Genomic DNA, 24226 nt, shown 5'->3' with positions numbered 1-24226 from the left:
ATGGCCAAAGAGAAGTTTGCGCGGAACAAGCCGCACGTAAACATCGGCACGATCGGCCATGTTGACCATGGCAAGACAACGCTGACGGCAGCGATCACGATGACGCTTGCAGAAGTTTATGGCGGTGCAGCGAAGTCCTATGCGGACATCGACAACGCGCCGGAAGAAAAAGCACGCGGCATCACCATCAACACCGCGCACGTCGAGTATGAGACGGACGACCGTCACTATGCGCACGTCGATTGCCCGGGCCACGCTGACTATGTGAAGAACATGATCACCGGTGCTGCCCAGATGGACGGCGCGATCCTGGTTGTGAACGCAGCTGACGGCCCGATGCCGCAGACCCGCGAGCACATCCTGCTGGCCCGCCAGGTTGGCGTGCCTGCCCTTGTCGTGTTCCTCAACAAGGTTGACCAGGTCGACGACGAAGAGCTCCTCGAGCTCGTCGAGATGGAAGTCCGTGAGCTTCTGTCCTCCTACGACTTCCCGGGCGACGACATTCCGATCGTTTCCGGTTCTGCGCTCGCAGCTGTCGAAGGCCGCGACGAGAACATCGGCAAGGAGAAGATCCTCGAGCTGATGAAGGCTGTCGACGAGTACATCCCGACCCCTGACCGTCCACTGGACAAGCCGTTCCTGATGCCGGTCGAGGACGTGTTCTCGATCTCCGGCCGTGGTACGGTTGTGACCGGCCGCGTCGAGACGGGCATCGTCAAGGTTGGCGAGGAAGTCGAGATTGTCGGTATCCGCGACACGCAGAAGACGACCGTTACGGGCGTTGAGATGTTCCGCAAGCTGCTCGACCAGGGCCAGGCAGGCGACAACATTGGCGCACTGATCCGCGGCATCGACCGTGAAGGCGTTGAGCGTGGCCAGGTTCTCTGTAAGCCAGGTTCGATCACCCCGCACACCACGTTCGAGGCAGAAGCCTACATCCTGACCAAGGAAGAGGGTGGCCGTCACACGCCATTCTTCACCAACTACCGTCCACAGTTTTACTTCCGTACGACTGATGTCACCGGTGTTGTGAAGCTTCCAGCGGACAAGGAAATGGTCCTGCCGGGCGACAACGTCAAAATGGAAGTCGAGCTCATCGCACCGATCGCCATGGACCAGGGTCTTCGCTTCGCGATCCGCGAAGGCGGCCGCACCGTCGGTGCAGGCGTCGTCTCCAGCGTCTCCAACTAAGACCTCTAGCCTCTCAGAAGAGGCTGGAAAACAGACAAGAAGGGCCGTCTCGGAAGAGGCGGCCCTTTTTTCCATTGCTGATCAGGGCAGCTTTTGCCAACAGAGGCGCATGTCAAAGCGTATCGATTTCATGATTGCCGGCGTCCAGAAGGGCGGGACCACCTCGCTTGACGCCTATCTGCGCCAACACCCCGGTATTTCGATGGCAAAGAAGAAGGAGGTTCACTTCTTCGACAAGCGTCCGCCAACGAATATCCCGCCAATCGACTACGCGATCTATCACCGCCAGTTCGACTGGGCGCGCCGGACAGAAGGCGCGATCCTCGGGGAAGCTACACCTATCCTCACCTGGTGGACCGGCTCACTGGAGCGGCTCTGGCGCTATAATCCAGAGATCAAGGTGATCACCCTGCTGCGTGACCCGGTCGAGCGCGCCTGGTCACACTTTCGCATGGACAAGCGGCTGCAGCGTGAAGGCGCTAGCTTCTCCGACGCCATCCGCACAGAGCGCGGGCGGGCACGCCGCAGCCTGCCCAAACAGGACCGTGAGCGCAGTCAGGTTGCCCGTGGTTACTACGCCCATCAGGTCCGCAACCTTCAGCGCCTCTTCCGCGATGAGCAGCTTCTCTTTCTGCGCAGCGAATACCTTTCCAAATCCCCTCAGGAGACTCTCGACAAGGTAACGGACTTCCTCGGTGTTGACCGCTTCGCCTTCGAGCCGGAACCGCGTCACAATAGCGCCAGTGACAGCGATAGTCTCTCACCAGCAGACAGAACATTTCTCGAGGATGCCTATAAGTTTGATGCGCAGGAGACGCGCAGGTTGCTTGGCTGGGACAAGTGGCCGTGGAGTGTCTGAGGCGATTTGCAGGACAGCCCATCTGGGCTGTTGCAACTGATCGCCTGATCAGGCATTACACCGCTTCGCCTGAGCGGGTATAGCTCAGCTGGTAGAGCGGCGGTCTCCAAAACCGCAGGTCCTGGGTTCAAGTCCTAGTGCCCGTGCCAGGCGGATTTCCAGCATGCTTTGGTGGCCCTTTGATGGTTTGCCACGTTGCCAATGGCCCCACGCCCCTTATTCTCAGTTCGATGACCACGTTGCTTCGACTCCTTGGCCTGTGTCTGCTTGCTCTCTTCGTGAGCGCGGGCCTGATTGGCTGCGCGGTGTTCTCGGCTGGTGCGTCCACGCCTGCTGAGCCGGCGCCCGCCATGCCGGCCATGGAGCATCACCAGCACGACCATGCGCATCATATGGCGTCCGAGGAACCGGCCCCGGCACATGATCATGGGAGCGAGGATTGCGAGGGCTGTGCCCGCTCGCTGCTGAACCGCATCTCGATCGCGCCCGACCTGACGCCGGTAGTCGAAAAGCTTCCGGCGCAAGTCTTCGTCATTCCCGCGGCCTTGCAGTTCGATGCGGAGAAGGACATCCCCGAACGCGCTGAGTGGCCGCCCGGGGACGAACCGCCTATTCGTCGAGACACGCTCACTCATCAGAAAATCAGCCTTCTCATCTGATCCTTGCACGGCAGATGCAGCCCTTATTCGTGGTGCCGCAATTTTTCCGTTCAAGATCAAGATGAAAGACTAATTTCACAATGTTCAATAGAAGATCATTCCTGAGCGCCGCACTTGGCTCCGGCGCTGCGATTGGCAGTGCCAGACTGCTGCCGGCATGGGCCCGCAGCGCGGCAGACGGCAATACCGGCATCACCACGCTGACGGGCAACAAGTTTGACCTCGATATCGGCGAATTCGCCGTAAACATCGGCGGTAAGATGGGACACGCCGTCGGTGTAAATGGAACGCTGCCGGCGCCGCTTATCCGTTTTCGCGAAGGTGAAGAAGTGACCCTGAACGTCACCAATCGCCTGAGGGCCGATACCAGCATCCACTGGCATGGTCTTCTCGTGCCTTTTCATATGGACGGCGTGCCCGGCGTTTCCTTCCCAGGCATCAAGCCGGGAGAGACCTTCCAGTACAAGTTCGCCGTGCCGCAGTCGGGGACCTACTGGTACCACTCGCATTCCGGTCTACAGGAGCAGCAGGGCCACTACGGCCCACTGGTTATCGACCCGGCTGGCGCCGACCCCGTCACCGCGGACCGCGAATATGTCATGGTTCTTTCGGACTGGAGTTTCGAGCATCCGCACCGGATCTTTGAAAAGCTGAAAGCATCAGCTGAGACCTATAACTTCAACCAGCGCACACTCGGCGACTTTGCTGACGATGCTGCTAAAGAGGGTTTTGGCGACGCGCTGGCGGACCGCGCCATGTGGGGCAGCATGCGGATGAGCCCGCGCGACATCGCTGACGTCACCGGTGCGACCTATACCTACCTCATCAATGGCCACTCAACCTACGACAACTGGAACGGAGTCTTTGAGCCGGGCGAGCGCGTGCGCCTGCGCATTATCAATGCATCGGCCATGTCGATCTTCAATGTCCGTCTATCCGGTCTGCCGATGACGGTGGTCGCGGCAGATGGCCTGAACGTCAGGCCTGTCGAAACGGACGAGTTCCAGATTGGCGTCGCTGAAACCTATGACGTCATCATCGAGCCACAGGACGCCAAGGCCTACGCCTTCGTAGCCGAATCGATTGATCGCTCGGGGCAGGCTGTCGCGACCCTTGGGCCGTGTGCTGGCATGCGAGCAGAAGCGCCAGCGCTGCGCGCCGTGCCGACACTCACCATGAAAGATATGGCGATGGACCATGGCAGCCATGGTGCCCATTCCATGTCGGACAAGACGTCCGGGCAGAATGAGGCAGCTGCCATGCCGCATGACGGACACGATATGGGCGGTATGAGCCACGAGGGGCACGAGACGCCCGAAATGGATCATTCAAACCATGACGGTATGTCAGATGTGGATCATTCTGGTCATGACATGCCGGAGGTGGAGCATTCGAGACACGATATGTCGGCCACGAATGGCGATGTGCAGGCCCATAACCACCCTGACGGGCCGGGTGTCGCCGGCTTGGCCATGATGCCCGTCAGCCGTCTAGACGAGCCCGGAATCGGCCTTGAGGACGTTGACCATCGCGTCCTGACCTATGCGGACCTGCGCTCGCTGGAGCCAAATTATGATACCCGGCCGCCGGAGCGCGAACTCCAGATCCATCTCACCTCGAACATGCACCGCTATATGTGGTCGTTCAACGGTGTGAAGTTCTCCGAGGTAACCGAGGCCATTCGCCTGAATGAGGGTGAGCGGGTTCGCTTCATGCTCGTCAATGACACGATGATGCCGCACCCGATCCACCTGCACGGCATGTTTTTCGAGCTGGAGAACGATGCCGGCAATCATCGCCCGCGCAAGCATACCGTTATCGTGAAGCCCGGAGAAAAGGTCGGTTTTGACGTCTCGTCAGAGCATGTGGGCGACTGGGCCTTTCACTGCCATCTCCTGTTCCACATGCATGCCGGCATGATGAATGTCGTATCTGTCATTCCAAAGGCTGGCGGCGCGGCCGCCGCTCCCGCGGAAAGCCATCAGGGTCATAAGGGCCATGAAGGTATGGACCACAGCCAGCAGGGCGACATGAACCATGGGGAGATGAACCAAGGTAATATGGATCACCGGGCCATGAGCCGTGATGAGCACTCAGGCATGCAGCATGAGGGCCATGATAGGGGCCAGCACAAGGATCATGGAGGTCACCAATGAGACGGTCGATGATCAGGCATTTAGCGCTCGCAGCAATTGTAGCGCTTTGTGCGATGCCTGCGGCAGTATCGCAGGATGCTCAGAAGCCATGGGGGCAGGCCGACGAGATTTGGGGCGAGGCTGAAATGACTGAGGCCCGCGATCAGGTGCTGGCGAGCCATGGCGACCTTCGCACCACCTATCTCCTGGCCGAACGGTTCGAGCTGCAAGCCTTCGATGATGAGGATGTCCTGCTGCTTGATGGTAATGCCTGGATTGGCGGCGATATAAACAAGCTCTGGTTCAAGACAGAGCTCGAATACCTGCCAGATGAAGGCGAGCTTGAAGAGGCAGAGGTACAGGCGCTATGGTCCCGTGCCATCTCACCTTACTTCGATCTCCAGCTCGGTGTCAGGCAAGACTTTGAGCCAGGGGGGCGAACGCACGCCGTTGCAGGCGTCCAGGGTCTTGCGCCCTATCTGTTCGAAGTCGATGCGGCTGCCTTCCTCTCTGCGGACGGCGACCTCATCTCGCGTGTTGAGACAGAGTATGAGTTGTTGCTGACCCAGCGGCTCATCCTGCAACCGCGCGCCGAGATGGAGTTTTCCGCGCAGGACATTCCTGAGCTCGAAACCGGCTCTGGCCTGGTGTCGCTGAGCGCGGGGCTTCGCCTTCGCTATGAGATCGAGCGGGAGTTCGCGCCCTATATCGGTGTTGAATACCAGCGCAGTTTTGGCCGGACGGCGGATTTTATCGAAGCGGCTGGTGGCAAAACGGATGCGACCGCTCTGCTGGTCGGTATTCGCGCCTGGTATTAGGGCGGGGCGCAGATTGACCATGCGGCCGGGGTTCACATTGGATGTCTCAGAGCGCATGTTGATGCCAGAAAAAGAGGCCGCTCGTCTTCGGGTGGCCTCTAAAAAAGTCTAAAGGGAGCCGCATCGATCATGAGCCAGGACGTGTCCAATCATCCCGTGCCAGAGGCCTTTGCCAGACAGGCCAATCTCACGCCCGAAAAGTACGCCGAAATGTACAAGGCTTCCGTAGAGGATTCCGAGTCCTTCTGGGCTGAACATGGCAAACGAATCGAGTGGATGGAGCCGTTCACGCAAGTGAAAGACGTATCCTGGGATCAGGGCGACCTGCACGTGCGGTGGTTCGCCGACGGCACACTGAACGTCACCGAAAGCTGCCTTGACCGTCAGCTGGAAACGCGCGGCGACAAACCAGCAATCATCTGGGAAGGCGATGAGCCTGACGACAGCCATACGCTGACCTATCGTCAGCTCTACCATGCGGTCTGCCGCTTCTCGAATGTGCTCAAGGAAATGGGCGTCAAAAAGGGCGACCGCGTCACGCTTTACATGCCGATGATCCCCGAGGCTGCCATGGCGATGCTCGCCTGCGCGCGGATCGGCGCGGTCCATTCGGTGGTCTTTGGCGGCTTCTCGCCAGAGGCGCTTGCTGGCCGGATCATGGACTGCGAATCGAAGTTCGTGATCACGGCCGACGAAGGTGTGCGCGGTGGACGGACGATCCCCTTGAAGGCCAACACCGACAAGGCCTGCGACCTTGCCAAGGGTATGGTAGAGAAAGTTCTCGTGGTCGAGCGCACGGGCGACGATATCGAAATGACTGAAGGCCGGGACGTCTGGTTGCATGAGATTGGCGCGGATGTGGCCGATACCTGCGCGGCAGAGCCAATGAATGCCGAGGACCCGCTTTTCATTCTCTATACGTCAGGCTCCACCGGCAAGCCGAAGGGCGTCCTGCACACTTGCGGTGGATATCTGGTCTGGGCGTCGATGACCCATGAATACGTCTTCGACCTCAAGGAAGACGACGTTTTCTGGTGCTCGGCAGATGTCGGCTGGGTCACGGGCCACACCTATATCGTCTACGGACCGCTCGCGAACGGGGCGACGTCGGTGATGTTTGAAGGCGTGCCGACCTATCCGTCGCCGTCGCGCTTCTGGGAAGCCTGCGACAAGCACGGGGTGACGATCTTCTACACGGCGCCGACAGCGATTCGCGCCCTCATGCGCGAAGGCGATGGCCCGGTAAAATCAACGGACCGGTCATCACTGCGCCTGCTGGGCACGGTGGGTGAGCCGATAAATCCGGAAGCCTGGGAATGGTATTTCAGGACTGTCGGCGACAGTCGCTGCCCCATCGTCGACACCTGGTGGCAGACGGAGACCGGCGGAACGATGATCGTGCCGCTGCCGGGTACAACGATGATGAAGCCGGGCGCTGGCTCGCACCCCTTCTTTGGTGTCGTGCCAAAGCTGGTCGACGCGGAAGGCGAAGTTCTGGAAGGCGCAACACAGGGCAACCTTATCATCACTGGCAGCTGGCCGGGCCAGATGCGGACAGTCTATGGAGACCATCAGCGCTTCGTAGACACGTACTTCTCAGCCTATCCGGGCAATTACTTTACCGGCGACGGCTGTCGGCGCGATGCGGACGGCTTCTACTGGATTACCGGTCGGGTGGACGACGTCATCAACGTTTCTGGGCACCGGATGGGCACCGCAGAAGTCGAAAGCGCGCTGGTGGCTCATGATGCGGTGGCTGAGGCCGCCGTGGTTGGCTATCCGCACGACATCAAGGGGCAGGGGATCTATGCCTATGTCACGACCGTGCAGGGTATTGAAGGCGATGAGGCTCTAAAGAAGGAACTGATCAAGCATGTCCGTTCCGAAATTGGTCCGATTGCGAGCCCGGACCTCATTCAGTTTTCATCCGGGCTGCCAAAGACCCGTTCCGGCAAGATCATGCGCCGTATTCTGCGCAAGATTGCAGAGGACGATTTTGGCAATCTTGGTGATACCTCGACGCTGGCGGAGCCTGAAGTGGTCGATCAGTTGATCGATGGGCGCCAGAACAAGGGCTAGGCAGTCGAACAGGTAGAATCAGAAAAGGCGCGGGACGAAAGTCTCGCGCCTACTTTTGTTTTACCTTGCCAGATGCGCCGACGAGTCTGCCGGGCAGCGCAATAAGTCTAGCGAAATACCGTCAGGGTTGCCGTTTGCGGCTGTGCGGGCTCTTGCTGGGCCTGCTTGTCTGCAGGCTCTGCCGTGAGGCCAAGCCAGCTAATCAGGATGGCGACGAAGAAGTCGCGCAGCGTGACAAGAAGCGTGATCATGATTTTTCCCTACCACTTTGAATTCTCATAATAGCGATTTTGGCGACCGTTTGCAATCGCAACTGTCGAGGATGGCAAGCGATTCCCGCTTAACTGCAGGATAAGGGATAGAGTGCAAGACTGCTCTTTCAGCACGCCATCAGAACTGGACTTGCCACAATGGCCGACTTGCCGATCAACATTGACCATCTACTGTCCATGACGGGAGGTGATGCAGACCTGGCAGATGAGGTTATCGGCATCTTCCAGCAGCAGGCGCAGATCTGGTCCCGTATGCTCGACCCGCGGGCGGAGCCGTCGCAATGGGCAGATGCCGCACACACGCTTAAAGGTGCGGCGCTCAGCATTGGTGCTGAAGACCTCGCTGCCAGCTGTGAGGCCGCTGAACGGGCGGGTCGGAGCACGCCGCCAAGTCCGGCCGGTGCGGCGCTTCTTCTGAATGATGTGAAGGATCAGCTCAGTCGCGCGCTAGAGGCGTGCAGCCGCGTCTCTCATGCCTTGTCGAGACCTGGCTTGAGAGCGTCGAAAGCCTCGAACTCATAGGCGATGCAGCGATCGATCAGCGTCCGCCAGACCGGCTCTGCGATCGCCGGCGAGAGGCCCTGACGTTCTGATTCTGCAAGAACCTTGGTCACAACATCCTCAATGCGAGCGCGGTCATGGACGATAGTCCGTGACCCCTTGATGCGGGCTGCAGCGTTCATGAAGGATTGGCGTTCCTGAAGCAGGGCGACAAGAATCCGGTCCAGCCGGTCGATTTCGTATCGGACGTCAGCCATCGTTTCGGCCGTTTCAGCCGTGTGTCGACGCTCGTTGCCGGAGGAACTTTCGCTCATCTGCCCATCAATCCCGTTTGTCTGTGAGGCGGGTTAGACGGCCCGATCGCGGCGATCAAGCGGGCGGACACAGGCCCACCCGCCTGAAACTCGTATCGGGCTCGACCTGTCTAGCGCTCAATCATCATTGGTCCGCGGGCCTGGATCGGAGCATCCTGCATCATACCGCCTTGTTCGATCAGCATCTGCACGCGCTCATCGTCGAGAATCGCGCTGATGCGGGCGAGGGTTTGCAGATCGGCCGCTGAGGCTTCGCTCATCGGGCCAAGACCCGGTATGCCGCCCTGTGGGATGGGATAGAACTTCACGCGCGTTGCGGTGTCTTCATCGATCGCTGCAAGCTCACGAGCTTTTGCGATCGCGTCCATCAGACCGCCAATCTCATCGACGAGGCCGACGTCGAGAGCGTCAGCACCGGACCAGACCCGTCCGCGGGCGATATCGTCGACTTCCTGAACGCTCATGTCGCGACCCTCAGCAACGAGGCCAATGAAGCGGTCATAGCCTCGTTCAAGCCAGGCGGTCAGCATGGTGCGTTGCTCATCGGTGAAACCGTCCAGCGTGGACAGAGCACCAGCAAATGGTCCCCCGACGGATACGGTCTCCGCGTTGACGCCAATCTGGCGAAGGCCCTCTGCCACGGCGAGTTTGCCGCCGAAGATACCGATAGAACCAGTGATGGTCGAGCGGCTTGCCATAATCCAATCCGCGCCGGTTGAGACATAATAGCCGCCCGATGCCGCAACTGAGCCCATGGATACGACTATCGGCTTTTCCGTTTCGCGCTGGATGGTCTCGATGGCGTTCCAGATCTGGTCAGAGGCGGTCGGGGAGCCACCGGGGCTATCGACACGGAATACAATTGCTGAGACATCGTCATCGCGGCCCGCCTCAAGGATGGCGTTTGCGATCATGTCCGAAGCAAAGGCTGATCCGGCATTGATGAGATCGCCTGAAGCACCGCCCGTCACGATCGGGCCCTCGCCGCCAACAACAGCGATCATCTTCGAGCCAAGTGGCGCAGATGAGGGCGTATACTCCAGGATCTCCAGGAGTTGCGCGTTTTCGCCCGCGCGTTCCTTGGCTGCTGCGATTGCATCTTCAGGCCAGCCAAGCTTGTCTGCGATACCCGCATCGATCATGGCTTGCGGGCTGAGCGGACCAGAGGTCAGCGCGTTGCGCAGGTTTGCCAGGTCAATCCCGCGATCAGTTGCGATGTCCTCGAGCGAAACGGTCCAGAGCGAATCAGCGAGCGCCGTCATCGCTTCGCGGTGAGGCTCGGTGTACCCGGTCTGCTTGTAGACGTTGGGTGCGTTCTTGTACTCGTAGAACTGCTCGATCTCTGCGGTGACGTTCAGGCGGTCCAGAAGATCCTTGAAGAACAGGGTTTCAAACACAATGCCGCCTGGCAGGTAATCACCGCCTGGCTGAACCCAGATTTCATCAGCGGCAGCGACCGCGCGAAGCGCTGATGGCCCCCCCGCATACGTGCCCTGAGAAGATACGACGACGAATTTGCCAGCCTCGCGAAGCCGCAGAATCGAATCGCGCAGCTCTTCAGCGCGTGCAGACCCGACTGAATATTCGCTCGCCCGAACAAGAACACCTTTGACATTTTCATCCGTGCGCGCTGCGTCCAGACGTGTGAGGACATTTACAAAGCCCTTCTGACCGAAAATAGCGCCGAGACCTTGCGTGGCCGGCTGATCGGAAAGTTCATCGCGCAGATCGAGCGTCAGGACAGTGTTGCCCGACGCACTTCCATCGCTCTGGAAGGAGGACAGCTGGGAATTGACAAAACCGCCAATCATCGCCGCTGCCAGAAAGGCCAGCAATACTGCACCCAGGATGGTGCCGATGATAGCGCCGCCGAAGGCTGTGAAAAAAGTCTTCACGATAAATAGTCTCCAAACCCGTTCTTATCGGTTAACGATATGAGCCATATCGAATAAAAGTAAAGGGCAGATGTCGGCGGTATATTTTATTGGCTCAATCGCATCGCGAGAGCTGAATGGTCGGAACAGGAGGATTCGAACCTCCGACCCCCGCCTCCCGAAGACGGTGCTCTACCAGGCTGAGCTATGTTCCGACATCAGAGCGCGCCGCTATATATGAGCGCAGAAATACTGACAAGAAGGGCGACCGGGGTGTGCTGCAATCGGTTCTACTGTCATTGTCTGAAGAGGGGAGTTGCAACCGTCATACAGTTTGAGTATGACCCGCCATTCCTGAGATGTTGGGGTATCGCCAAGTGGTAAGGCATCGGTTTTTGGTATCGACATTCCCAGGTTCGAATCCTGGTACCCCAGCCACTCTCTTCCTTTGATGATGACCGTTTCGCGCTTGCACAAAAAGTGGGCGCGCAAACGCCTCTCAGGTGACATTCCAAGCCGAAATTACGCCCAACGAGCGCAAAACGCGCCTCGCACCTACTGCGATACGGGATTGTGCTTGCGATTTGATCCACTTAGCGTTTTAACGGCAAGCAAGACCCATTGATCCACACCAGACGTGTTGCTACCGTCCGGTTCACATGGCGCTTGAATACCGACGGTATTGCCGGATCAAGTCGAGAACAGAAGAGTGCGACAGAGCGCTCCGCAAAAATGGGGAGGTGCCGGGTGTCTGAAGGATGTCCGCCTCCGAACTGCCGGGATTATGTGTGTTTCCGGGTTGAGCATAGAGTAGCGGCCCACCGTTCAGGGGGTGCAGGCCGTTTCGGAATTTCACCGTGCAGCTTCGTTCTGCACGACCATTCGGAGAGTGAGAGGCAAACCTCATGAAAGAAGTACTGACACCGGCGCGGGGTGTTATCGCGGCGGCTCTTATTGCCGGGCTGGCTATGCCAGCAGTGGCGCAAAGCCAATTGCGCCAGGCGCTTGAGACCGGCGAACAGGCAACCCGCAGAGCCGAGCAGGTGCAGGAGCAGATCAATCAGCTTGATGATCAGCGTTCCGACCTGGTGAGCGAATTCCGCACGCTTCTCCAGCGCACCCAGGCAGCGCAGCTTTATGCGCGCCAGCAAGAGAAAGTTGTTGAAAGCCAGCGTCGTGAGCTTGAATCGCTTACGGAGCAGCTTGGCCGCGTTGATGAGATCACCGCGCAAACCACGCCAATGCTTCTCGACATGATTTCAGACCTTGAGGCCTTCGTTCAGGCGGACCTTCCGTTCCGCACCGAAGACCGCATGGAGCGAATTGCAAACCTTCGCGCCGCGATGGAAAACGCGCAGGTCCCGATCGTCGAGCAGTACCGCCTGATCGTTGAGGCTTACAAATCCGAGATGGAATACGGCCGCACGATCGACACCTGGCCGGAAGAAATCGACATCAACGGCAATTCCGTGATGGTCGACATGTTCCTCTATGGCCGCGTCGCTCTCGTCTATATGTCACCTGACCGCCGTTATGCAGCCCGCTGGGACCGTAACGAAGAGCAGTGGGTGCCGGTCGAGAACCGCTTCAAGGAAGACATCGCGACCGCGATCAAGGTCGCCAAGGGCACCACGACGCCTAGCGTTCTGTACGCGCCGGCTTCCAAGCTTGATGTCGAAATTTAAGCGCAACCGATCCAGAGGAATATGAGATGAAAAACTTTAAGAAGTCTCTGCAGACCCTTGGCGCGGCAGCGCTTGTTGCAGGATCTGCATTTGCAATCACCGCACCTGCCGTGGCGCAAAACAGCAATGTCTCGCTGAGCGACATTCTGCGCCGCGTTCAGCAGGATTCCCAACAGATGTCGGCCGAGGACCAGCGCCGTCTTCAGGAATTCCGTCAGGAAACGGCTGAACAGCAGTCGCGCATGTCCGAAGCCCGCTCGCAGCTCCAGGCTGCTGAGGCTCGCGGCCAGGCATTCTCGGCAGAGTTCGACGAGAATGAGCGTCAACTGTCCGAGCTGTCTGCTGAGCTTGAAACCCAGGCCGGCGACTTCGGCGAACTGCTTGGTCAGTTCCGTACCGCCGCTGGTGAGACGATGCCGATCATTCGCGAATCGCTCTCCAATTACGAGTATGGTGGCCGTGCCGAGAAACTCGCCGAAGTTTCCGAAGCCCGTTCGCTTCCAACTCGCGAAGATCTGGACGCTCTTCCTAAAGCCATGCTTCAGGAGATGATCGCCCAGTCTGAGGTCAAGACCTTCACCACGTCGGTTGCTGGTGCTGGCCCAGAAGGCGAAGTCGCAGACGTTGAACTGATGCGCGTTGGCATCTTTACCGCTGCCACCACCGATGATGTCCGCTTCGTTGAGGTCATCACCGACGGCACGGACGAGCCTTACCTGCGCGTTCTCAAGGCACAGCCAAGCGGCAGCTTCGCTTCTGCGATGCGCAGCCTGATCAACTCTGAGCCAGGTGAAACCGTCATTACGCCGATCGACCCGTCCAAGGGCGACCTGTTCGCAGTCGCCGGCGAAATGCCGACCCTCGAGCAGCGCATCCAGCAGGGTGGTCCGGTTGGTGCCGTGATCCTGTTCCTTCTTGCGGTTGGTGCAGTGTTCGCACTCTTCAAGATCGTTACGCTCTTCCTCATGGGGTCGGCGATGCGCCGCACCGCAAAGACCCGCAAGGCAGGCACCGGCAACCCGCTGGCCCGAGTCTTCGAGGCTTATGAGAAGAACAAGCATCAGGACCTCGAATCGCTCGAGCTCAAGCTCGACGAGCAGATCCTCCGCGAATCGCCGAAAATCGAGCGTTTCAACGACGTCGTTAAGGTTCTCGCCGCTGTTGCACCGCTTCTCGGCCTTCTCGGTACGGTTATCGGTATGATCATCACCTTTACCGCCATTACCAACTTCGGTGCCGGCGATCCTAAGCTGATGGCAGGCGGTATCTCGGTTGCTCTCATGACGACGGTTCTTGGTCTTGTCGCAGCTATTCCGCTGCTTCTGCTCCACGCCATCGCGTCCTCCATGGCACGTGGCAACCAGCAGATCCTCGATGAGCAAGCCGCCGGTCTCGTTGCTGAGCGCGCAGAGTCCAACACGGTGACGGCCTAACAGCCGTCACCTCCTTCGGGAGGTACCCTTATGGGACTAGGACTTAACCAGCTTGAAGAATTCCTTGCGCGTGGCGGGCCCGTCCTGCTCGTCATCATGGTGGCGACATTCATCATGTGGGCGCTTATTCTGGAACGGCTGTTCTATTTCCGCCTGGCCCACAAGTCGGTCGCTAAAGAAGCGATCGACGAGTGGAACGCCCGGTCGGATCGTAAATCGGTGCTGGCGCACTGGGTTCGCGACAAGCTGATCTCGGAAGTCCGGATGAAAGCTGAAGCGAACGTGCAGATGACCAAGGCAATGGTGGCGCTTGCTCCGCTGCTCGGTCTTCTGGGCACGGTGACCGGCATGGTCGCAGTGTTTGACGTCATGGCAATCACCGACGGTGCCGATGCTAAATCCATGTCTGGCGGTGTGTCGCGTGCGACAATTCCGACCATGGCAGGGATGGTCGCATCCATCTCCGGTATCCTGTTCACCTCTGGCATGGACCGCAAGGTCAATCGCCTGGTGCAGGGTGTGGAAGACGAAATGGAGATTGCATAATGCGAGGCAGACAATCGAAACAGGCCGATGAGGCAAGCGTCGATCTAACGCCGATGCTGGATGTGGTTTTCATCCTTCTCATCTTCTTCATCGTGACATCGACATTCATCCAGGAAGAGGCCCTTGGTCTCGAACCACCGCCGCCGCCTTCTCAGGCGGAAAGTAATCCGGATGACACGGCCATTCTCGTTTACGTTGGTGAGGATAACCTCATTACCGTCAACGGCCGTCTGACGGACATCGGAGGTGTTCGGGCGAACATGGAGCGTCTGCGGGCTGAAAACCCTGAAAGCGCGCTGATCATCCAGGCTCACCCTCGGGCTCGCACCGGCACGATCGTGAAGATCCGTGACGAGGCATACAATGCCCAGATGAGCCGGGTGAACATCGTTCAGAGTGAAGGTTAGGAGACCGGAATATGGCACGTAGAAAACGTATTTTGGCGTCCGATTCGTCCGCTGAAGACGATGTAAACCTCACGCCCATGCTTGACGTGGTGTTCATCCTCCTCATTTTCTTCATTGTGACGGCGCAGTTCATCAAGGAACCGGGTGTCGACATCAGCAGAACCGACGTGGACAATGCCGAGAGGCAGAACCCGCTCGGCATTCTGATCGCAATCGACGAAGAGAGCGATATCTACATCGACAAGGAAGTGGTGACTCTGCAGGAAGTTGGTTTCCGTATTCGCGAGCTTCGCGAAGACAATCCGAAGGGACGCCTCGTCGTCCAGGCGGACGAGGATTCCGACGCAGGTGTTCTGATTTCCCTGATGGAGATCATCTATAACGAAGATGGTTTGACCGCTGTGCCGGTTTCCGTCGAGAAGGAGTAGGAGAAACACATGTTTTCCAATCCAATCATTCGCTTGATCATTGGTATTCCTCTCGCGGCGATCGTGGTGTTTGCGCTGTTCACGTTCATGTACAAGATGATCAACCAGGACTACGAGCAGCCCGAAAATGTCGAGCAGCGCGTACTGGAGCGTATCACGCCAGCAGACGACAGCCAGGAGGTGCGGACACGCGCTCGGAACAAGCCACAACGGCTCGATTCCGCGGACAAGCCGCCGCCACCGCCAAAGATGTCGGCTTCGCGTTCAGATATTGATCTGCCGACGCCGAACATTCAGGGTGCTGCGCCAACGGAACTCAATGTTGACCGTCTCGACTCGCTTGCGATCGACCCGGTTGCCATCTCGGACCGTGATGCTCAGCCGATCCGTCCACCGGTTCCGACCTATCCTCGGCGTGCAGCTGAGCGTGGGATCGAGGGTACCTGTGACGTTCACTTCGATGTGGACACGCGCGGTCGTCCGTACAATGTGTCGGCGAGTTGCAGCGACAGCATCTTCAAACGTGAGGCCGAACGTGCTGTCCAGCGCGTCGAGTTCGCGCCGAAGATCGTTCGCGGTCAGCCAGCAGAGCGTCGCAACGTGGTCTATCCGCTGGATTTCCGCCTCGACGGCTAATTCCGGTCGGCAACACAAATCAGGAAAGCCCGGCTGTTGTGGCCGGGCTTTTTGCATCTCGGCCTACCCGGCAGAGGCGAGTCCATCGACGTTACACCCCTTGCACGCGAAGGGCGGGATGTTTCTTCCCGAATCCGGATAGCGCAGGGAATTGAGTGTGCTGGCTGGCTGCTGAAGCGTTGACGTGGCGGGCCTGAGCAAGCATATCTTATGACGAAGCGAAGTGACGCTAACTGCCGATAAAACAGATATATCGCCGGCGGATCAATTTCAGGCAGATGCACGTTGAGCCTGCAGGTGACGTGCATGAGTGAGTTTCCGCCGCAATCGGCGAAAAGGAGTGAGACACCATGGGAATCAAGACCGTTCTTAAGAGTGCTGTCATCGTTGGCGCGATGTGCGCCATGGGCGCTGGCGCTGCGATGGCGCAGTCCGCCAATTGTGAAGCCACCGAATTCAGCTCGACCACCGGTGAGCTTTACCTCAAGGCCGAGACGGAGCTCCTGCAGAACCAGAATGCCCAAGCGGCACTTGGTGTTCTCGGCCAGCTGCGCAATCAGGAACTGAACTGCTATGAGCAGGGCGCTGTGCTGAAGCTCGGCGCTGCGATCAAGATTGAGGCTGGCGACTATGCAGGCGCCGTTCGCGATCTCGAATCTGCCATCAATCAGGGTTACATCCCGGCCAGTGAGCGCAAGACCACCTATTACAACATCTTCCAGATCTATCTGAGCCAGAACAATCTCAATAAGGCTCTGGAATACTCCCAGAAATGGGTGCAGGCAGGTGGGGCCCCGGACCGCGATGCCAAGTGGCAGCTGGCTGTCGTCAACCAGAAGCTCGACCGCAACCAGGAAGCGCTCCGCTGGGCCGAGCAGGTTTTCCGCGAAGACGGTCCGAATGCAGAGCGCCAGGTATATGATTTCCTGATCTATCTTTATGACGAGACGGGCCAGCGCGCAAAAAAGGCAGAACTCCTCGAGACGCTCCTTGCGCGCAACCCGAATGAACGTCGTCTCTGGGACGCCATCGCTGGCGACTATTTCGCAGGCGAGCAGGAGCGTAAGGCGTTTGAAGTCCAGAAAGCCATGTATCTCGGTGGTATCCTCACCAAAGAGGAAGAGATCATGCGGATTGTGAACTTCTACAACCGCTTCAATGCGCCGTATCAGGCGGCTCAGGTCCTCGAAAAGGAAATGAATGCCGGCCGTGTTTCCAAGACCTATGAGCGTATGGAACTGCTCGCGAACCTGTATCAGGTTGCCCGTGAATTTGACCGTGCCATCCCAGTCATCGAAGAAGCGGCCCGCATGAACAATAGCGGCGCCATGTATGAGCGTCTTGGTCGCTCATACGCTGAGCTGCAGCAGTGGGAAAAGGCAGAAGAGGCACTGGTCCGTGCGATCAACACCGGCGGTGTGCAGGATCGTGGTCTTGCCTGGGTCCTGATTGGCCAGTCCCGCTATGAGCGCGACGACCGTGCCGGCGCCCGCGAAGCTTTCTCCAATGCCAATAATCGTGGTGGCCGCGGTTGGCTCGCCTTCATGCGCTCTGAAGAGCAGACCGAGGTCGCCCTTGTCCGCTTCGAGGCGCAAAGCCTTGTTCAGGACACCGAAAACGAGAAGCGTCGCTGTGAGCAGCTTGCCGTTCTGGGTGAAGGCAACGCGCCGGAAGCCTGTGCAACGGTCGATGAGCGTCTTGCTGAGGCCCGCGAAGAATTCCAGCGGATCAGCGGCAGCTAAGCAGCTCTTGCAAATCTGAAGCGAAGACCCCGGTGCTTGAAAAGGCACCGGGGTTTTTCATTTCAGCCCACATGGGAAAGCTTGAACCGCGCCGGTAAATGGTTTCAGTTGCAACCAACCAATTCAAAGGACATCTCTGATGAGCAAGCCCGACAAACATTATCGCAAGCGCAAGATTGGCGAGCATAAGCTGAAGCCTGAATCCCTGGTCATGGGATACGGTTTCGATCCGGCCATGTCGGAAAACTCGATCAAACCGCCGATTTTCATGACTTCGACGTTCGCCTTCAAATCGGCCCGCGATGGCGAAGCCCTGTTCCGCCAGCTGGCCGGAAAGCGCCTCGCCGACGATCCGGAAGAAGCCGATCTCATCTATACGCGCTTCAACAATCCGAACATGGAAGTGCTGGAGGATCGCCTCACCCTTTATGATGCGGGCGAAATGGCGCTTGTCTTCTCGTCTGGTATGGGCGCGATCACGACGGCGCTGCTCGCCTGTGCCGGGGCAGGGACCACTATACTGCACTCCAGCCCGCTTTATGGCGGTACTGAAGTCTTCATGCGCAGCTTCATGCCGGACTTTGGCGTGACGCCGTTCGAGATGGATGCGTGGGCGAGCGAGGAGAAGATGCTCGAACGCGCCCGTGAGGCCGCCAAGACCGGGCCACTTAGCGTCATCTTCACTGAATCACCCGCTAATCCGACTAATGCGCTGGTCGATATCGCGGCCTGCAAACGCGTGGCCGACACGATTGAAAAGGAAACGGGCCATCGCCCGGTCATCATGTGCGACAACACCATGATGGGCCCGATCGGCCACCTTCCAATCAAGCATGGCGCCGACATCGCGCTCTACTCGCTCACCAAATATATCGGCGGTCACTCTGACCTCGTTGGCGGTGCAGCGATCGGCAGCGAAGCGGTCATCGCCAAGATCCGCCGTGTACGTAACTATCTTGGCACAACGCTCGATGCCCATACTTGCTGGCTGCTGACGCGATCGCTGGAAACGGTTCGCATGCGTATGGAGAAAGCGTTCGACAATGCCCGTATCTGTGCGGAGTTCCTGCGCGACCACCCGAAAATCGGCAAGGTCATGTACCCGGCTTTTCTTGAAGAAGGCGACCCGCAACGCAAGGTTTTTGACGAACAGTGCGAGGCCGCGGGTTCAACCTTTTCGTTTGATGTTAAAGGCGGCAAGGAAGCGGCGTTCCGGCTGCTCGACAATCTCCAGCTGGTTAAGTTGGCTGTCAGCCTTGGGGGTACCGAAAGCCTGATGTGTCATCCAGGTTCGACGACCCACTCAGGTGTGGATGAAGAGATCCGTAAACGGATTGGCTTCACCGATGGCCTTGTGCGTTTCTCGGTGGGCGTCGAGGCGCCAGAAGATCTTCTGGTCGACCTCGAACAGGCCCTGGAAAAGGTCTAGGCGACCCTATCCACCGAAAGCGTAAACCAGCGATGCGCGCGTGACCGTATCCGTCGCCTCAAAACCGGGCGGCGGGTTCGTGTCATGTCGCACATCGAAGGAAAAGCGCGCCGAGAACGTATCAGTCAGCGCCGCTGTCAGCGCAGTGACATTCACGAACTGCGTCGACTCGCTCGCATAAATGACATCGGTGTTGTTCGAGAGGCTCACCGCATCGTTGAACTTCTGAGAGAACTCCGAACGTCCGACGACGGAGGCTGATTGTTCAGTCGAAGCCGGGACGACGACAGGCACGCCGTTGCGGATCGTTGTGGTCGCCTGGACTTCGTCAATCTTTATGCCGGGGCCGCCCTGAACGTCCCAGTTCGTCGAGTCGGTCTCGATGAGCTGATAGCCAAGACCGCCGCCCACGAAGAGACGGGAGTCAAAGCCGGAGAACTCGTCCTTCTCATAGGACGTTCGGCCGAAGGCAAAGAGCTTGTCGCCGAGTTGCCGGTCGACCTGCCCGGAAAGGAAGATGCGGTTACGCGTTTCCACAGCGTCGGTCTCGCCATATTCGACGTTCGCTTCGCCGCTATAGGTCCAGAGGCCAATCTCGCGGTTCAATTTTACGCCGAGACCGAGATCGGCCGTTTCCGTGTTGCCGGTGGTGTAGCCCGCCGAAAAGGAACCTTCTCCTGTCCAACCTTCGTCTGCCGCAGCCGCTGGGGTAAAACCAAGTCCCGCAAGGGCGGCGAATACAAAAAATCGTCTCACAGTCTAGCCTCCTGAGCTTCGCAAGCGGTCCTCCTAGAGCGTGCGGCCCTCATTGTTAACCGTCAGCACCACCTCGCGCCGAATAGCCGCAAAAGCTGCCAGAGACGGGCTTGCAGTTCGTCACGTCCCATGAAACCAAGAAGCATGACTGATCTAGGCAAGAAAAATTCAGAAGACGAAGCCGTCTGCGAACGAATTGCGGCGGCCGAAGATAAAATGGCGTCTCGCATGCTCGACTGGGCTTCGATCAATACCGGGAGCTGGAATGCTAACGGGTTGAAAACGCTGGCGCCCAAGCTGGCAGACGCGTTCTCAGCGCTCGAAGCTGATGTGAGGCTGGATACATCCCAGCCCTTTGAAAAGATCGACGAAAAGGGAGAAGCCGTCGATTTCGAGACCGGCCCAATCCTCCGCATCAAATCTCGCCCCGACGCACCCGTGCAGGTGGTGATGAGCGGTCACTATGACACCGTCTTCCCGCCGGGCACTTTCACCGAAATCAAGGACCTTGGCGAAGGGCGCAAGAACGGCCCCGGTCTCGCCGATATGAAGGGCGGGCTCTCTGTCATGCTGGGCGCACTGCAAGCGTTTGAGGCAGGCCCGCTTAAAGAGAAGCTGGGCTATCAGATCGTGATCTCTCCGGATGAGGAAATCGGCAATTTCGCAAGCGCAGGCGCGCTGAAAGAAGCCGCGTCTTCAGGCGCACTTGTCGGCATGACCTATGAACCATGCATGGAGACAGGCGCCATGTCGGGCGGTCGCAAGGGGTCTGCCGTATTCGACATTGTTCTGCACGGGCGCTCGGCGCATGCTGGCCGGTCCAAGGAAGACGGACGCAGCGCGCTCGAAGCGGCGGCGCATGCCGTGGTCGATCTCGAAGCGCTCAATGGGCGACGTGAAGGCGTGTCGTTCAATGTCGGCGCGATCGATGGCGGCGGCGCCGTCAATATCGTGCCAGACCTTGCCATCATCCGCTTTGGCGCGCGTGCGCCGGATGCTGATGCCGCTCAGTGGGCGACCTGGGAAGTCGAGCGTATCTTCCGCGAAGCGACAGCACGTGACGGCATTACCGGGCACCTGCATGGCGGTTTCTACCGACCTCCAAAGCCGCGTAATGATGCCCAGCAGGCCCTGTTCGACGCTGTGGCGCAAACCGGCTCTGCGCTTGGGCTGGAGCTGACCTTTGAGGACACTGGCGGTGTCTGTGAAGGAAACAACATCTTCGCGGCGGGCGTGCCAAATGTCGATACGCTCGGTGTCATGGGCGGGCGTATCCATTCCAGCGAGGAATATGTCGTTATGTCTAGCCTGGTCGAGCGGGCGCAACTCTCGGCGCTTCTCCTCAACAGGTTTGCTGACGGCCGCATCGATGCGGCGAAGATAAAGGCGCTGATGGAATGACGGCCCCCTATGTCATGCGGCCAGCGCGGCGGGATGATTTTGACGCGCTGATGACGCTGGCGGAAGAATCAGGCCCCGGCTTTACCAGCCTGCCTGTGCATGAAGGCATCATCCGCGAACGGCTGGAAAAGTCCGAAAAGTCTTTCGCGGGCGATCTCGATCAGCCGCAATATGGCAAATACCTCATGATGATGGTCAATCATGAGACGGGCGAGATCGGCGGCTGCAGCGCGGTTAAGGCGGGCACCGGTATCGACCAGCCTTTCTTCAACTATCGCGTCATCACGCTCGCTCAGGCGAGCCAGGCGGCTGACCGTCGTCACAATATGGATGCGCTGATCCTGACCAATGAGTTTGTTGGCTTTACCGAAGTCGGCACGCTCTTCCTTCGGTCTGCCCATCGCGGCGGTGGGGCGGGGCGTCTTGCGGCGCAGTCCCGTTACCTCCTCATGGCCTCTTATCCCGAACGGTTTGGCGACATGGTTCTCGCAGAACTTCGCGGCGTGGTCGACGCTGAAGGGGAGACCCCGTTCTGGGATGCGATCGGCCAGCACTTCTTCCGGATGAGTTTCAAGGAGGCGGACATCCTGTCTGCCGTCTCCGACAACCAGTTCATTCTCGATTTGATGCCGAAATACCCGATCTATGTGGATCTGCTGCCGCCGGAAGCACGCGAAGTGATCGGTCGCTGCCATGCTGACGGTGTGGGCGCGCTAAAGCTGCTTGAATGGGAAGGATTCCGGTTTGAGCGAACGGTCGACATTTTCGACGGCGGGCCGCTGGTCGCCGCGCCGCGTAAACTGATCCGCACGATCCGCGAGAGCCGCACCGTGACGCTCATCGAAGGTGAAGCTAGCGGTGAGACCGGTATTGTATCCAACGATCACTTCAACGATATCCGGATCAGCCTCATCGAAGGGGAAAGTCGCGGCGAGAACGAGTTCGTGACATCTAAGGCGGTTCTGGACCGCCTGAAGCTGCAATCAGGCAGCACAGCAAGACTTTGGCTAAGGAGCTAGGCAAGCGCTATGGCGAAAGGCACTTATATTAACGGCAAGTGGCACACTGGCGAAGGTGACTGGTTCGAAAAGACCTCTCCGGCGACAGGTCAAACAAGCTGGGACGGCCAAGCGGCCAGTGCGGCGCAGGTCAATGACGCGGTAGAGGCTGCGCATGCCGCAGGACGCGAATGGCGTCATGTGCCGCAGGACACGCGCACGCGCATCCTTGAAGCCTATGCGGCTGAAATCGAGAAGCGTACAGAAGATATCTCCAAAGCCATCAGCGAAGATATGGGCAAGGCGCGCTGGGAATCAGTTGCAGAAGCCGGCGCCATGAAGGGCAAGATAGCTGTTTCGATCCAAGCGCAGGTTGAGCGCGCCGGTGGACGCAGCCAGGACACCGCCTTTGGCGGCGCGCATCTGACCCACCGTCCTCATGGCGTGATGGCGGTGTTCGGACCGTTCAATTTCCCGGGTCACCTGCCGAACGGCCACATTGTCCCTGCGCTGCTCGCAGGAAATACCTGCGTGTTCAAACCATCTGAACTTGCCCCTTCCGTTGCGAAGATCATGATCGACTGCTTCGAAGCAGCAGGCCTGCCCAAAGGTGTGGTGAATGTCGTGAATGGTGGCCGGGACACCGGCGCCGCGCTTCTGGATGCTGACATCAACGGCGTGCTTTTCACCGGCTCTGCCAGGACCGGCACCGCCTTTCATCGCCACTTCGCTGGCCGGCCAGATATCATTCTGGCGCTGGAAATGGGCGGCAATAATCCGCTCATCGTCTGGGATCCCGCAGATGCAGAAGCGGCTGGCGACATTGCGGCCCAGTCCGCTTTCCTGACCACAGGCCAGCGCTGCACTTGCGCGCGCCGAGTCTATGTGCCGGACAATGCGTTCGGCAAATCGGTGATCGATGCCATCGTTGAGCGCGCGCGCGGTCTCAAGATCGGAGCATGGGACGAAGACGACATCTTCATGGGGCCGCTGGTTTCCGAAGACGCTGCGCAGGCTGCAGTCGACTTCCAGACCATGCTGTCCAAGGCGGGTGGCAAGCCACTGCGCCGTCTGAAGCGAATGGACCGCGGCGGCGGTTTCGTGACAGCTGGCGTGATCGACGTGACCGATGCCAGCAATGTGCCCGATGAAGAGCTTTTCGGCCCTCTCATTCAGATCCACCGTGTGAAGGACTTTGACGCTGCCATCGCTCATGCGAACGATACGCGCTTTGGCCTCTCTGGTGGCCTCGTCAGCAACGACGACGCGCTCTGGCTGCGTGCCCATAATGAGATGCGCGCAGGCATTCTGAACCGTAACCGGCCGACCGCGGGCGCGTCAGGCAATATGCCATTCGGTGGCCCCGGCCTGTCGGGCAACTTCCGCCCTGGTGCCTATTACGCGGCTGACTATTGCGCGTGGCCGCAGGCAAGCCAGACTGCCGACCAGGCCGCCCGCCTCAAGGCGCAGGGTTTTCCGGGTTAAGCCTCAAAAGGGATTGAGCGAATAGCCATCCAGCGCGAGCTGCGCATGTGCGGTCATAGCCGATAGCGAAAGTTCGACACCGGGGATGAGGTCATCCTTGGTGAGGCCCCGCGCGGCCGCCGTCTGTCCGCACAGATAGATTGGCACGTCAGCCTGAAGCAGGGCGAAGACAAGGCGGAAGGTGTCGGTCGCGTCTTCGGTTGGGCCTGGCTGAACGAGGTACTGCGCTGCGCCGCCATGAACCACGATGGCGGGCTTGATCGCGTCTCTGTCTACGCCGGCGCGCGCATGCATGTTGAGAAAGCGGGCGACTGTCTCGAACTGGCGGTTCACCCCGCCGCGCTCTTCGGTATCGGCAATATCGAAAGCGACCTTCAGTTCGATGTCTTCGGCAAGCGGGATCATGCCCTCTACCTGTGCGGAGGGTCCAAACTCCTCGATCACCGGACCGGGTGTGAAAGCTTCAGGCAGCGTTTGCGCATGGGCGATCACGCCAGGAGCAAATAGGGCAGCGGCGGCGAGCATCGGGTTGAGTTTCATGATGGCGGTTCCTCTTGAGGGATAGAAGTCCGCGATAA

Annotated in this window: 23 protein-coding genes and 3 tRNA genes; 20 read left to right on the top strand and 6 right to left on the bottom strand. The window is 58.9% G+C overall.

Features of this window, described 5'->3' with window-relative positions:
• From tuf to acs, 7 genes are all read left to right on the top strand, one after another.
• Positions 1-1191: elongation factor Tu (gene tuf / locus D1224_RS12370; protein ID WP_119377896.1), on the top strand; the 1191-nt coding region annotated here is incomplete at its 5' end.
• 109 nt (positions 1192-1300) lie between these two features.
• On the top strand, positions 1301-2050 hold the full coding sequence (locus tag D1224_RS12365) for a sulfotransferase domain-containing protein (protein ID WP_119380258.1): 750 nt from the start codon (positions 1301-1303) through the stop codon (positions 2048-2050).
• Between the two features lie 73 nt (positions 2051-2123).
• A tRNA-Trp gene (locus tag D1224_RS12360) sits at positions 2124-2199 on the top strand.
• Between the two features lie 81 nt (positions 2200-2280).
• Positions 2281-2709: a hypothetical protein gene (locus D1224_RS12355; RefSeq protein ID WP_119380257.1), complete on the top strand. Its 429-nt coding sequence runs from the start codon at positions 2281-2283 to the stop codon at positions 2707-2709.
• An 80-nt stretch (positions 2710-2789) separates the two neighbouring features.
• The gene (locus tag D1224_RS12350) at positions 2790-4865 is read left to right on the top strand and encodes a copper resistance system multicopper oxidase (protein ID WP_119380256.1); all 2076 of its coding nucleotides are present in this window, start codon (positions 2790-2792) and stop codon (positions 4863-4865) included.
• 8 nt (positions 4866-4873) lie between these two features.
• Positions 4874-5662, top strand: a complete 789-nt coding sequence (locus tag D1224_RS12345; RefSeq protein ID WP_233350534.1) for a copper resistance protein B — start codon at positions 4874-4876, stop codon at positions 5660-5662.
• Between the two features lie 129 nt (positions 5663-5791).
• Positions 5792-7741: an acetate--CoA ligase gene (acs, locus tag D1224_RS12340; RefSeq protein WP_119380254.1), complete on the top strand. Its 1950-nt coding sequence runs from the start codon at positions 5792-5794 to the stop codon at positions 7739-7741.
• A 107-nt stretch (positions 7742-7848) separates the two neighbouring features.
• Here the strand turns inward: acs and D1224_RS16510 are convergent, their stop codons facing one another.
• Complete coding sequence (locus D1224_RS16510) at positions 7849-7992, bottom strand: hypothetical protein (protein ID WP_182482280.1); 144 nt, start codon at positions 7990-7992, stop codon at positions 7849-7851.
• 159 nt (positions 7993-8151) lie between these two features.
• On the opposite strand from D1224_RS16510, the gene D1224_RS12335 reads away from it, so the two are divergent.
• Positions 8152-8535, top strand: a complete 384-nt coding sequence (locus tag D1224_RS12335) for an Hpt domain-containing protein (protein WP_119380253.1) — start codon at positions 8152-8154, stop codon at positions 8533-8535.
• Here D1224_RS12335 and D1224_RS12330 read toward each other — a convergent pair.
• The 3 genes from D1224_RS12330 to D1224_RS12320 all read right to left on the bottom strand — a co-directional run bounded on the left by D1224_RS12330 (position 8484) and on the right by D1224_RS12320 (position 10917).
• The gene (locus tag D1224_RS12330) at positions 8484-8828 is read right to left on the bottom strand and encodes a chorismate mutase (RefSeq protein WP_119380252.1); all 345 of its coding nucleotides are present in this window, start codon (positions 8826-8828) and stop codon (positions 8484-8486) included. The two genes, D1224_RS12335 and D1224_RS12330, sit on opposite strands and share 52 nt — an antisense overlap.
• Positions 8829-8938: 110 nt before the next feature.
• On the bottom strand, positions 8939-10723 hold the full coding sequence (gene sppA, locus D1224_RS12325; RefSeq protein ID WP_119380251.1) for a signal peptide peptidase SppA: 1785 nt from the start codon (positions 10721-10723) through the stop codon (positions 8939-8941).
• A 117-nt stretch (positions 10724-10840) separates the two neighbouring features.
• A tRNA-Pro gene (locus D1224_RS12320) sits at positions 10841-10917 on the bottom strand.
• Between the two features lie 148 nt (positions 10918-11065).
• Between D1224_RS12320 and D1224_RS12315 the strand changes: the two genes are divergently transcribed.
• The 9 genes from D1224_RS12315 to D1224_RS12275 all read left to right on the top strand — a co-directional run bounded on the left by D1224_RS12315 (position 11066) and on the right by D1224_RS12275 (position 19008).
• A tRNA-Gln gene (locus D1224_RS12315) sits at positions 11066-11140 on the top strand.
• Positions 11141-11607: 467 nt separating this feature from the next.
• Complete coding sequence (locus tag D1224_RS12310) at positions 11608-12387, top strand: DUF3450 domain-containing protein (RefSeq protein ID WP_119380250.1); 780 nt, start codon at positions 11608-11610, stop codon at positions 12385-12387.
• A 26-nt stretch (positions 12388-12413) separates the two neighbouring features.
• Complete coding sequence (locus tag D1224_RS12305; protein WP_119380249.1) at positions 12414-13820, top strand: MotA/TolQ/ExbB proton channel family protein; 1407 nt, start codon at positions 12414-12416, stop codon at positions 13818-13820.
• 30 nt (positions 13821-13850) lie between these two features.
• Positions 13851-14366 (top strand): MotA/TolQ/ExbB proton channel family protein, encoded by a 516-nt coding sequence (locus D1224_RS12300; protein WP_119380248.1) that lies wholly within the window; start codon positions 13851-13853, stop codon positions 14364-14366.
• On the top strand, positions 14366-14773 hold the full coding sequence (locus D1224_RS12295; RefSeq protein ID WP_119380247.1) for an ExbD/TolR family protein: 408 nt from the start codon (positions 14366-14368) through the stop codon (positions 14771-14773). The genes D1224_RS12300 and D1224_RS12295 overlap by 1 nt, the downstream gene beginning before the upstream one ends.
• An 11-nt stretch (positions 14774-14784) precedes the next feature.
• Complete coding sequence (locus tag D1224_RS12290; protein ID WP_233350533.1) at positions 14785-15201, top strand: ExbD/TolR family protein; 417 nt, start codon at positions 14785-14787, stop codon at positions 15199-15201.
• Between the two features lie 9 nt (positions 15202-15210).
• Complete coding sequence (locus tag D1224_RS12285) at positions 15211-15837, top strand: energy transducer TonB (protein ID WP_119380245.1); 627 nt, start codon at positions 15211-15213, stop codon at positions 15835-15837.
• Positions 15838-16187: 350 nt separating this feature from the next.
• Positions 16188-17579 (top strand): tetratricopeptide repeat protein, encoded by a 1392-nt coding sequence (locus D1224_RS12280; RefSeq protein ID WP_233350532.1) that lies wholly within the window; start codon positions 16188-16190, stop codon positions 17577-17579.
• A 139-nt stretch (positions 17580-17718) separates the two neighbouring features.
• On the top strand, positions 17719-19008 hold the full coding sequence (locus tag D1224_RS12275) for a cystathionine gamma-synthase family protein (protein WP_119380244.1): 1290 nt from the start codon (positions 17719-17721) through the stop codon (positions 19006-19008).
• Between the two features lie 6 nt (positions 19009-19014).
• Here D1224_RS12275 and D1224_RS12270 read toward each other — a convergent pair whose 3' ends face one another.
• Positions 19015-19764, bottom strand: coding sequence for a DUF481 domain-containing protein (locus D1224_RS12270; RefSeq protein WP_119380243.1), 750 nt, complete (start codon positions 19762-19764; stop codon positions 19015-19017).
• 144 nt (positions 19765-19908) lie between these two features.
• Between D1224_RS12270 and D1224_RS12265 the strand changes: the two genes are divergently transcribed.
• The 3 genes from D1224_RS12265 to astD are packed head-to-tail and all read left to right on the top strand — an operon-like array spanning position 19909 to position 23648.
• Positions 19909-21165 (top strand): hydrolase, encoded by a 1257-nt coding sequence (locus D1224_RS12265; protein ID WP_119380242.1) that lies wholly within the window; start codon positions 19909-19911, stop codon positions 21163-21165.
• Positions 21162-22184 (top strand): arginine N-succinyltransferase, encoded by a 1023-nt coding sequence (locus D1224_RS12260; protein ID WP_119380241.1) that lies wholly within the window; start codon positions 21162-21164, stop codon positions 22182-22184. The genes D1224_RS12265 and D1224_RS12260 overlap by 4 nt, the downstream gene beginning before the upstream one ends.
• 9 nt (positions 22185-22193) lie before the next feature.
• Complete coding sequence (gene astD / locus D1224_RS12255; RefSeq protein ID WP_119380240.1) at positions 22194-23648, top strand: succinylglutamate-semialdehyde dehydrogenase; 1455 nt, start codon at positions 22194-22196, stop codon at positions 23646-23648.
• Positions 23649-23651: 3 nt separating this feature from the next.
• On the opposite strand, the gene D1224_RS12250 is transcribed toward astD, so the two are convergent.
• Entirely contained in the window at positions 23652-24188 is a 537-nt protein-coding gene (locus D1224_RS12250; protein WP_182482279.1) for a DsrE family protein, read from the bottom strand.
• Positions 24189-24226 lie beyond the last annotated feature (38 nt).

The sequence above is a fragment of the Henriciella barbarensis genome (genome assembly GCF_003576345.1).
Lineage (GTDB): Bacteria > Pseudomonadota > Alphaproteobacteria > Caulobacterales > Hyphomonadaceae > Henriciella > Henriciella barbarensis.
The sequence above is the reverse complement of the archived record's forward strand: the minus strand, read 5'-3'. Positions and strand labels throughout refer to the sequence as shown.

Bases quoted from the DNA above. Each gene is read 5' to 3' on its own strand.
- D1224_RS12265 (WP_119380242.1), top strand. From the start codon at position 19,909: ATGACTGATCTAGGCAAGAAAAATTCAGAAGACGAAGCCGTCTGCGAA.
- D1224_RS16510 (WP_182482280.1), bottom strand. From the start codon at position 7,992: ATGATCACGCTTCTTGTCACGCTGCGCGACTTCTTCGTCGCCATCCTG.
- astD (WP_119380240.1), top strand. From the start codon at position 22,194: ATGGCGAAAGGCACTTATATTAACGGCAAGTGGCACACTGGCGAAGGT.
- D1224_RS12350 (WP_119380256.1), top strand. From the start codon at position 2,790: ATGTTCAATAGAAGATCATTCCTGAGCGCCGCACTTGGCTCCGGCGCT.
- D1224_RS12365 (WP_119380258.1), top strand. From the start codon at position 1,301: ATGTCAAAGCGTATCGATTTCATGATTGCCGGCGTCCAGAAGGGCGGG.
- D1224_RS12290 (WP_233350533.1), top strand. From the start codon at position 14,785: ATGGCACGTAGAAAACGTATTTTGGCGTCCGATTCGTCCGCTGAAGAC.
- D1224_RS12305 (WP_119380249.1), top strand. From the start codon at position 12,414: ATGAAAAACTTTAAGAAGTCTCTGCAGACCCTTGGCGCGGCAGCGCTT.
- D1224_RS12330 (WP_119380252.1), bottom strand. From the start codon at position 8,828: ATGAGCGAAAGTTCCTCCGGCAACGAGCGTCGACACACGGCTGAAACG.
- D1224_RS12260 (WP_119380241.1), top strand. From the start codon at position 21,162: ATGACGGCCCCCTATGTCATGCGGCCAGCGCGGCGGGATGATTTTGAC.
- D1224_RS12280 (WP_233350532.1), top strand. From the start codon at position 16,188: ATGGGAATCAAGACCGTTCTTAAGAGTGCTGTCATCGTTGGCGCGATG.
- D1224_RS12335 (WP_119380253.1), top strand. From the start codon at position 8,152: ATGGCCGACTTGCCGATCAACATTGACCATCTACTGTCCATGACGGGA.
- D1224_RS12355 (WP_119380257.1), top strand. From the start codon at position 2,281: ATGACCACGTTGCTTCGACTCCTTGGCCTGTGTCTGCTTGCTCTCTTC.
- acs (WP_119380254.1), top strand. From the start codon at position 5,792: ATGAGCCAGGACGTGTCCAATCATCCCGTGCCAGAGGCCTTTGCCAGA.
- D1224_RS12285 (WP_119380245.1), top strand. From the start codon at position 15,211: ATGTTTTCCAATCCAATCATTCGCTTGATCATTGGTATTCCTCTCGCG.
- D1224_RS12275 (WP_119380244.1), top strand. From the start codon at position 17,719: ATGAGCAAGCCCGACAAACATTATCGCAAGCGCAAGATTGGCGAGCAT.
- D1224_RS12310 (WP_119380250.1), top strand. From the start codon at position 11,608: ATGAAAGAAGTACTGACACCGGCGCGGGGTGTTATCGCGGCGGCTCTT.
- D1224_RS12250 (WP_182482279.1), bottom strand. From the start codon at position 24,188: ATGAAACTCAACCCGATGCTCGCCGCCGCTGCCCTATTTGCTCCTGGC.
- D1224_RS12300 (WP_119380248.1), top strand. From the start codon at position 13,851: ATGGGACTAGGACTTAACCAGCTTGAAGAATTCCTTGCGCGTGGCGGG.
- D1224_RS12345 (WP_233350534.1), top strand. From the start codon at position 4,874: ATGATCAGGCATTTAGCGCTCGCAGCAATTGTAGCGCTTTGTGCGATG.
- D1224_RS12295 (WP_119380247.1), top strand. From the start codon at position 14,366: ATGCGAGGCAGACAATCGAAACAGGCCGATGAGGCAAGCGTCGATCTA.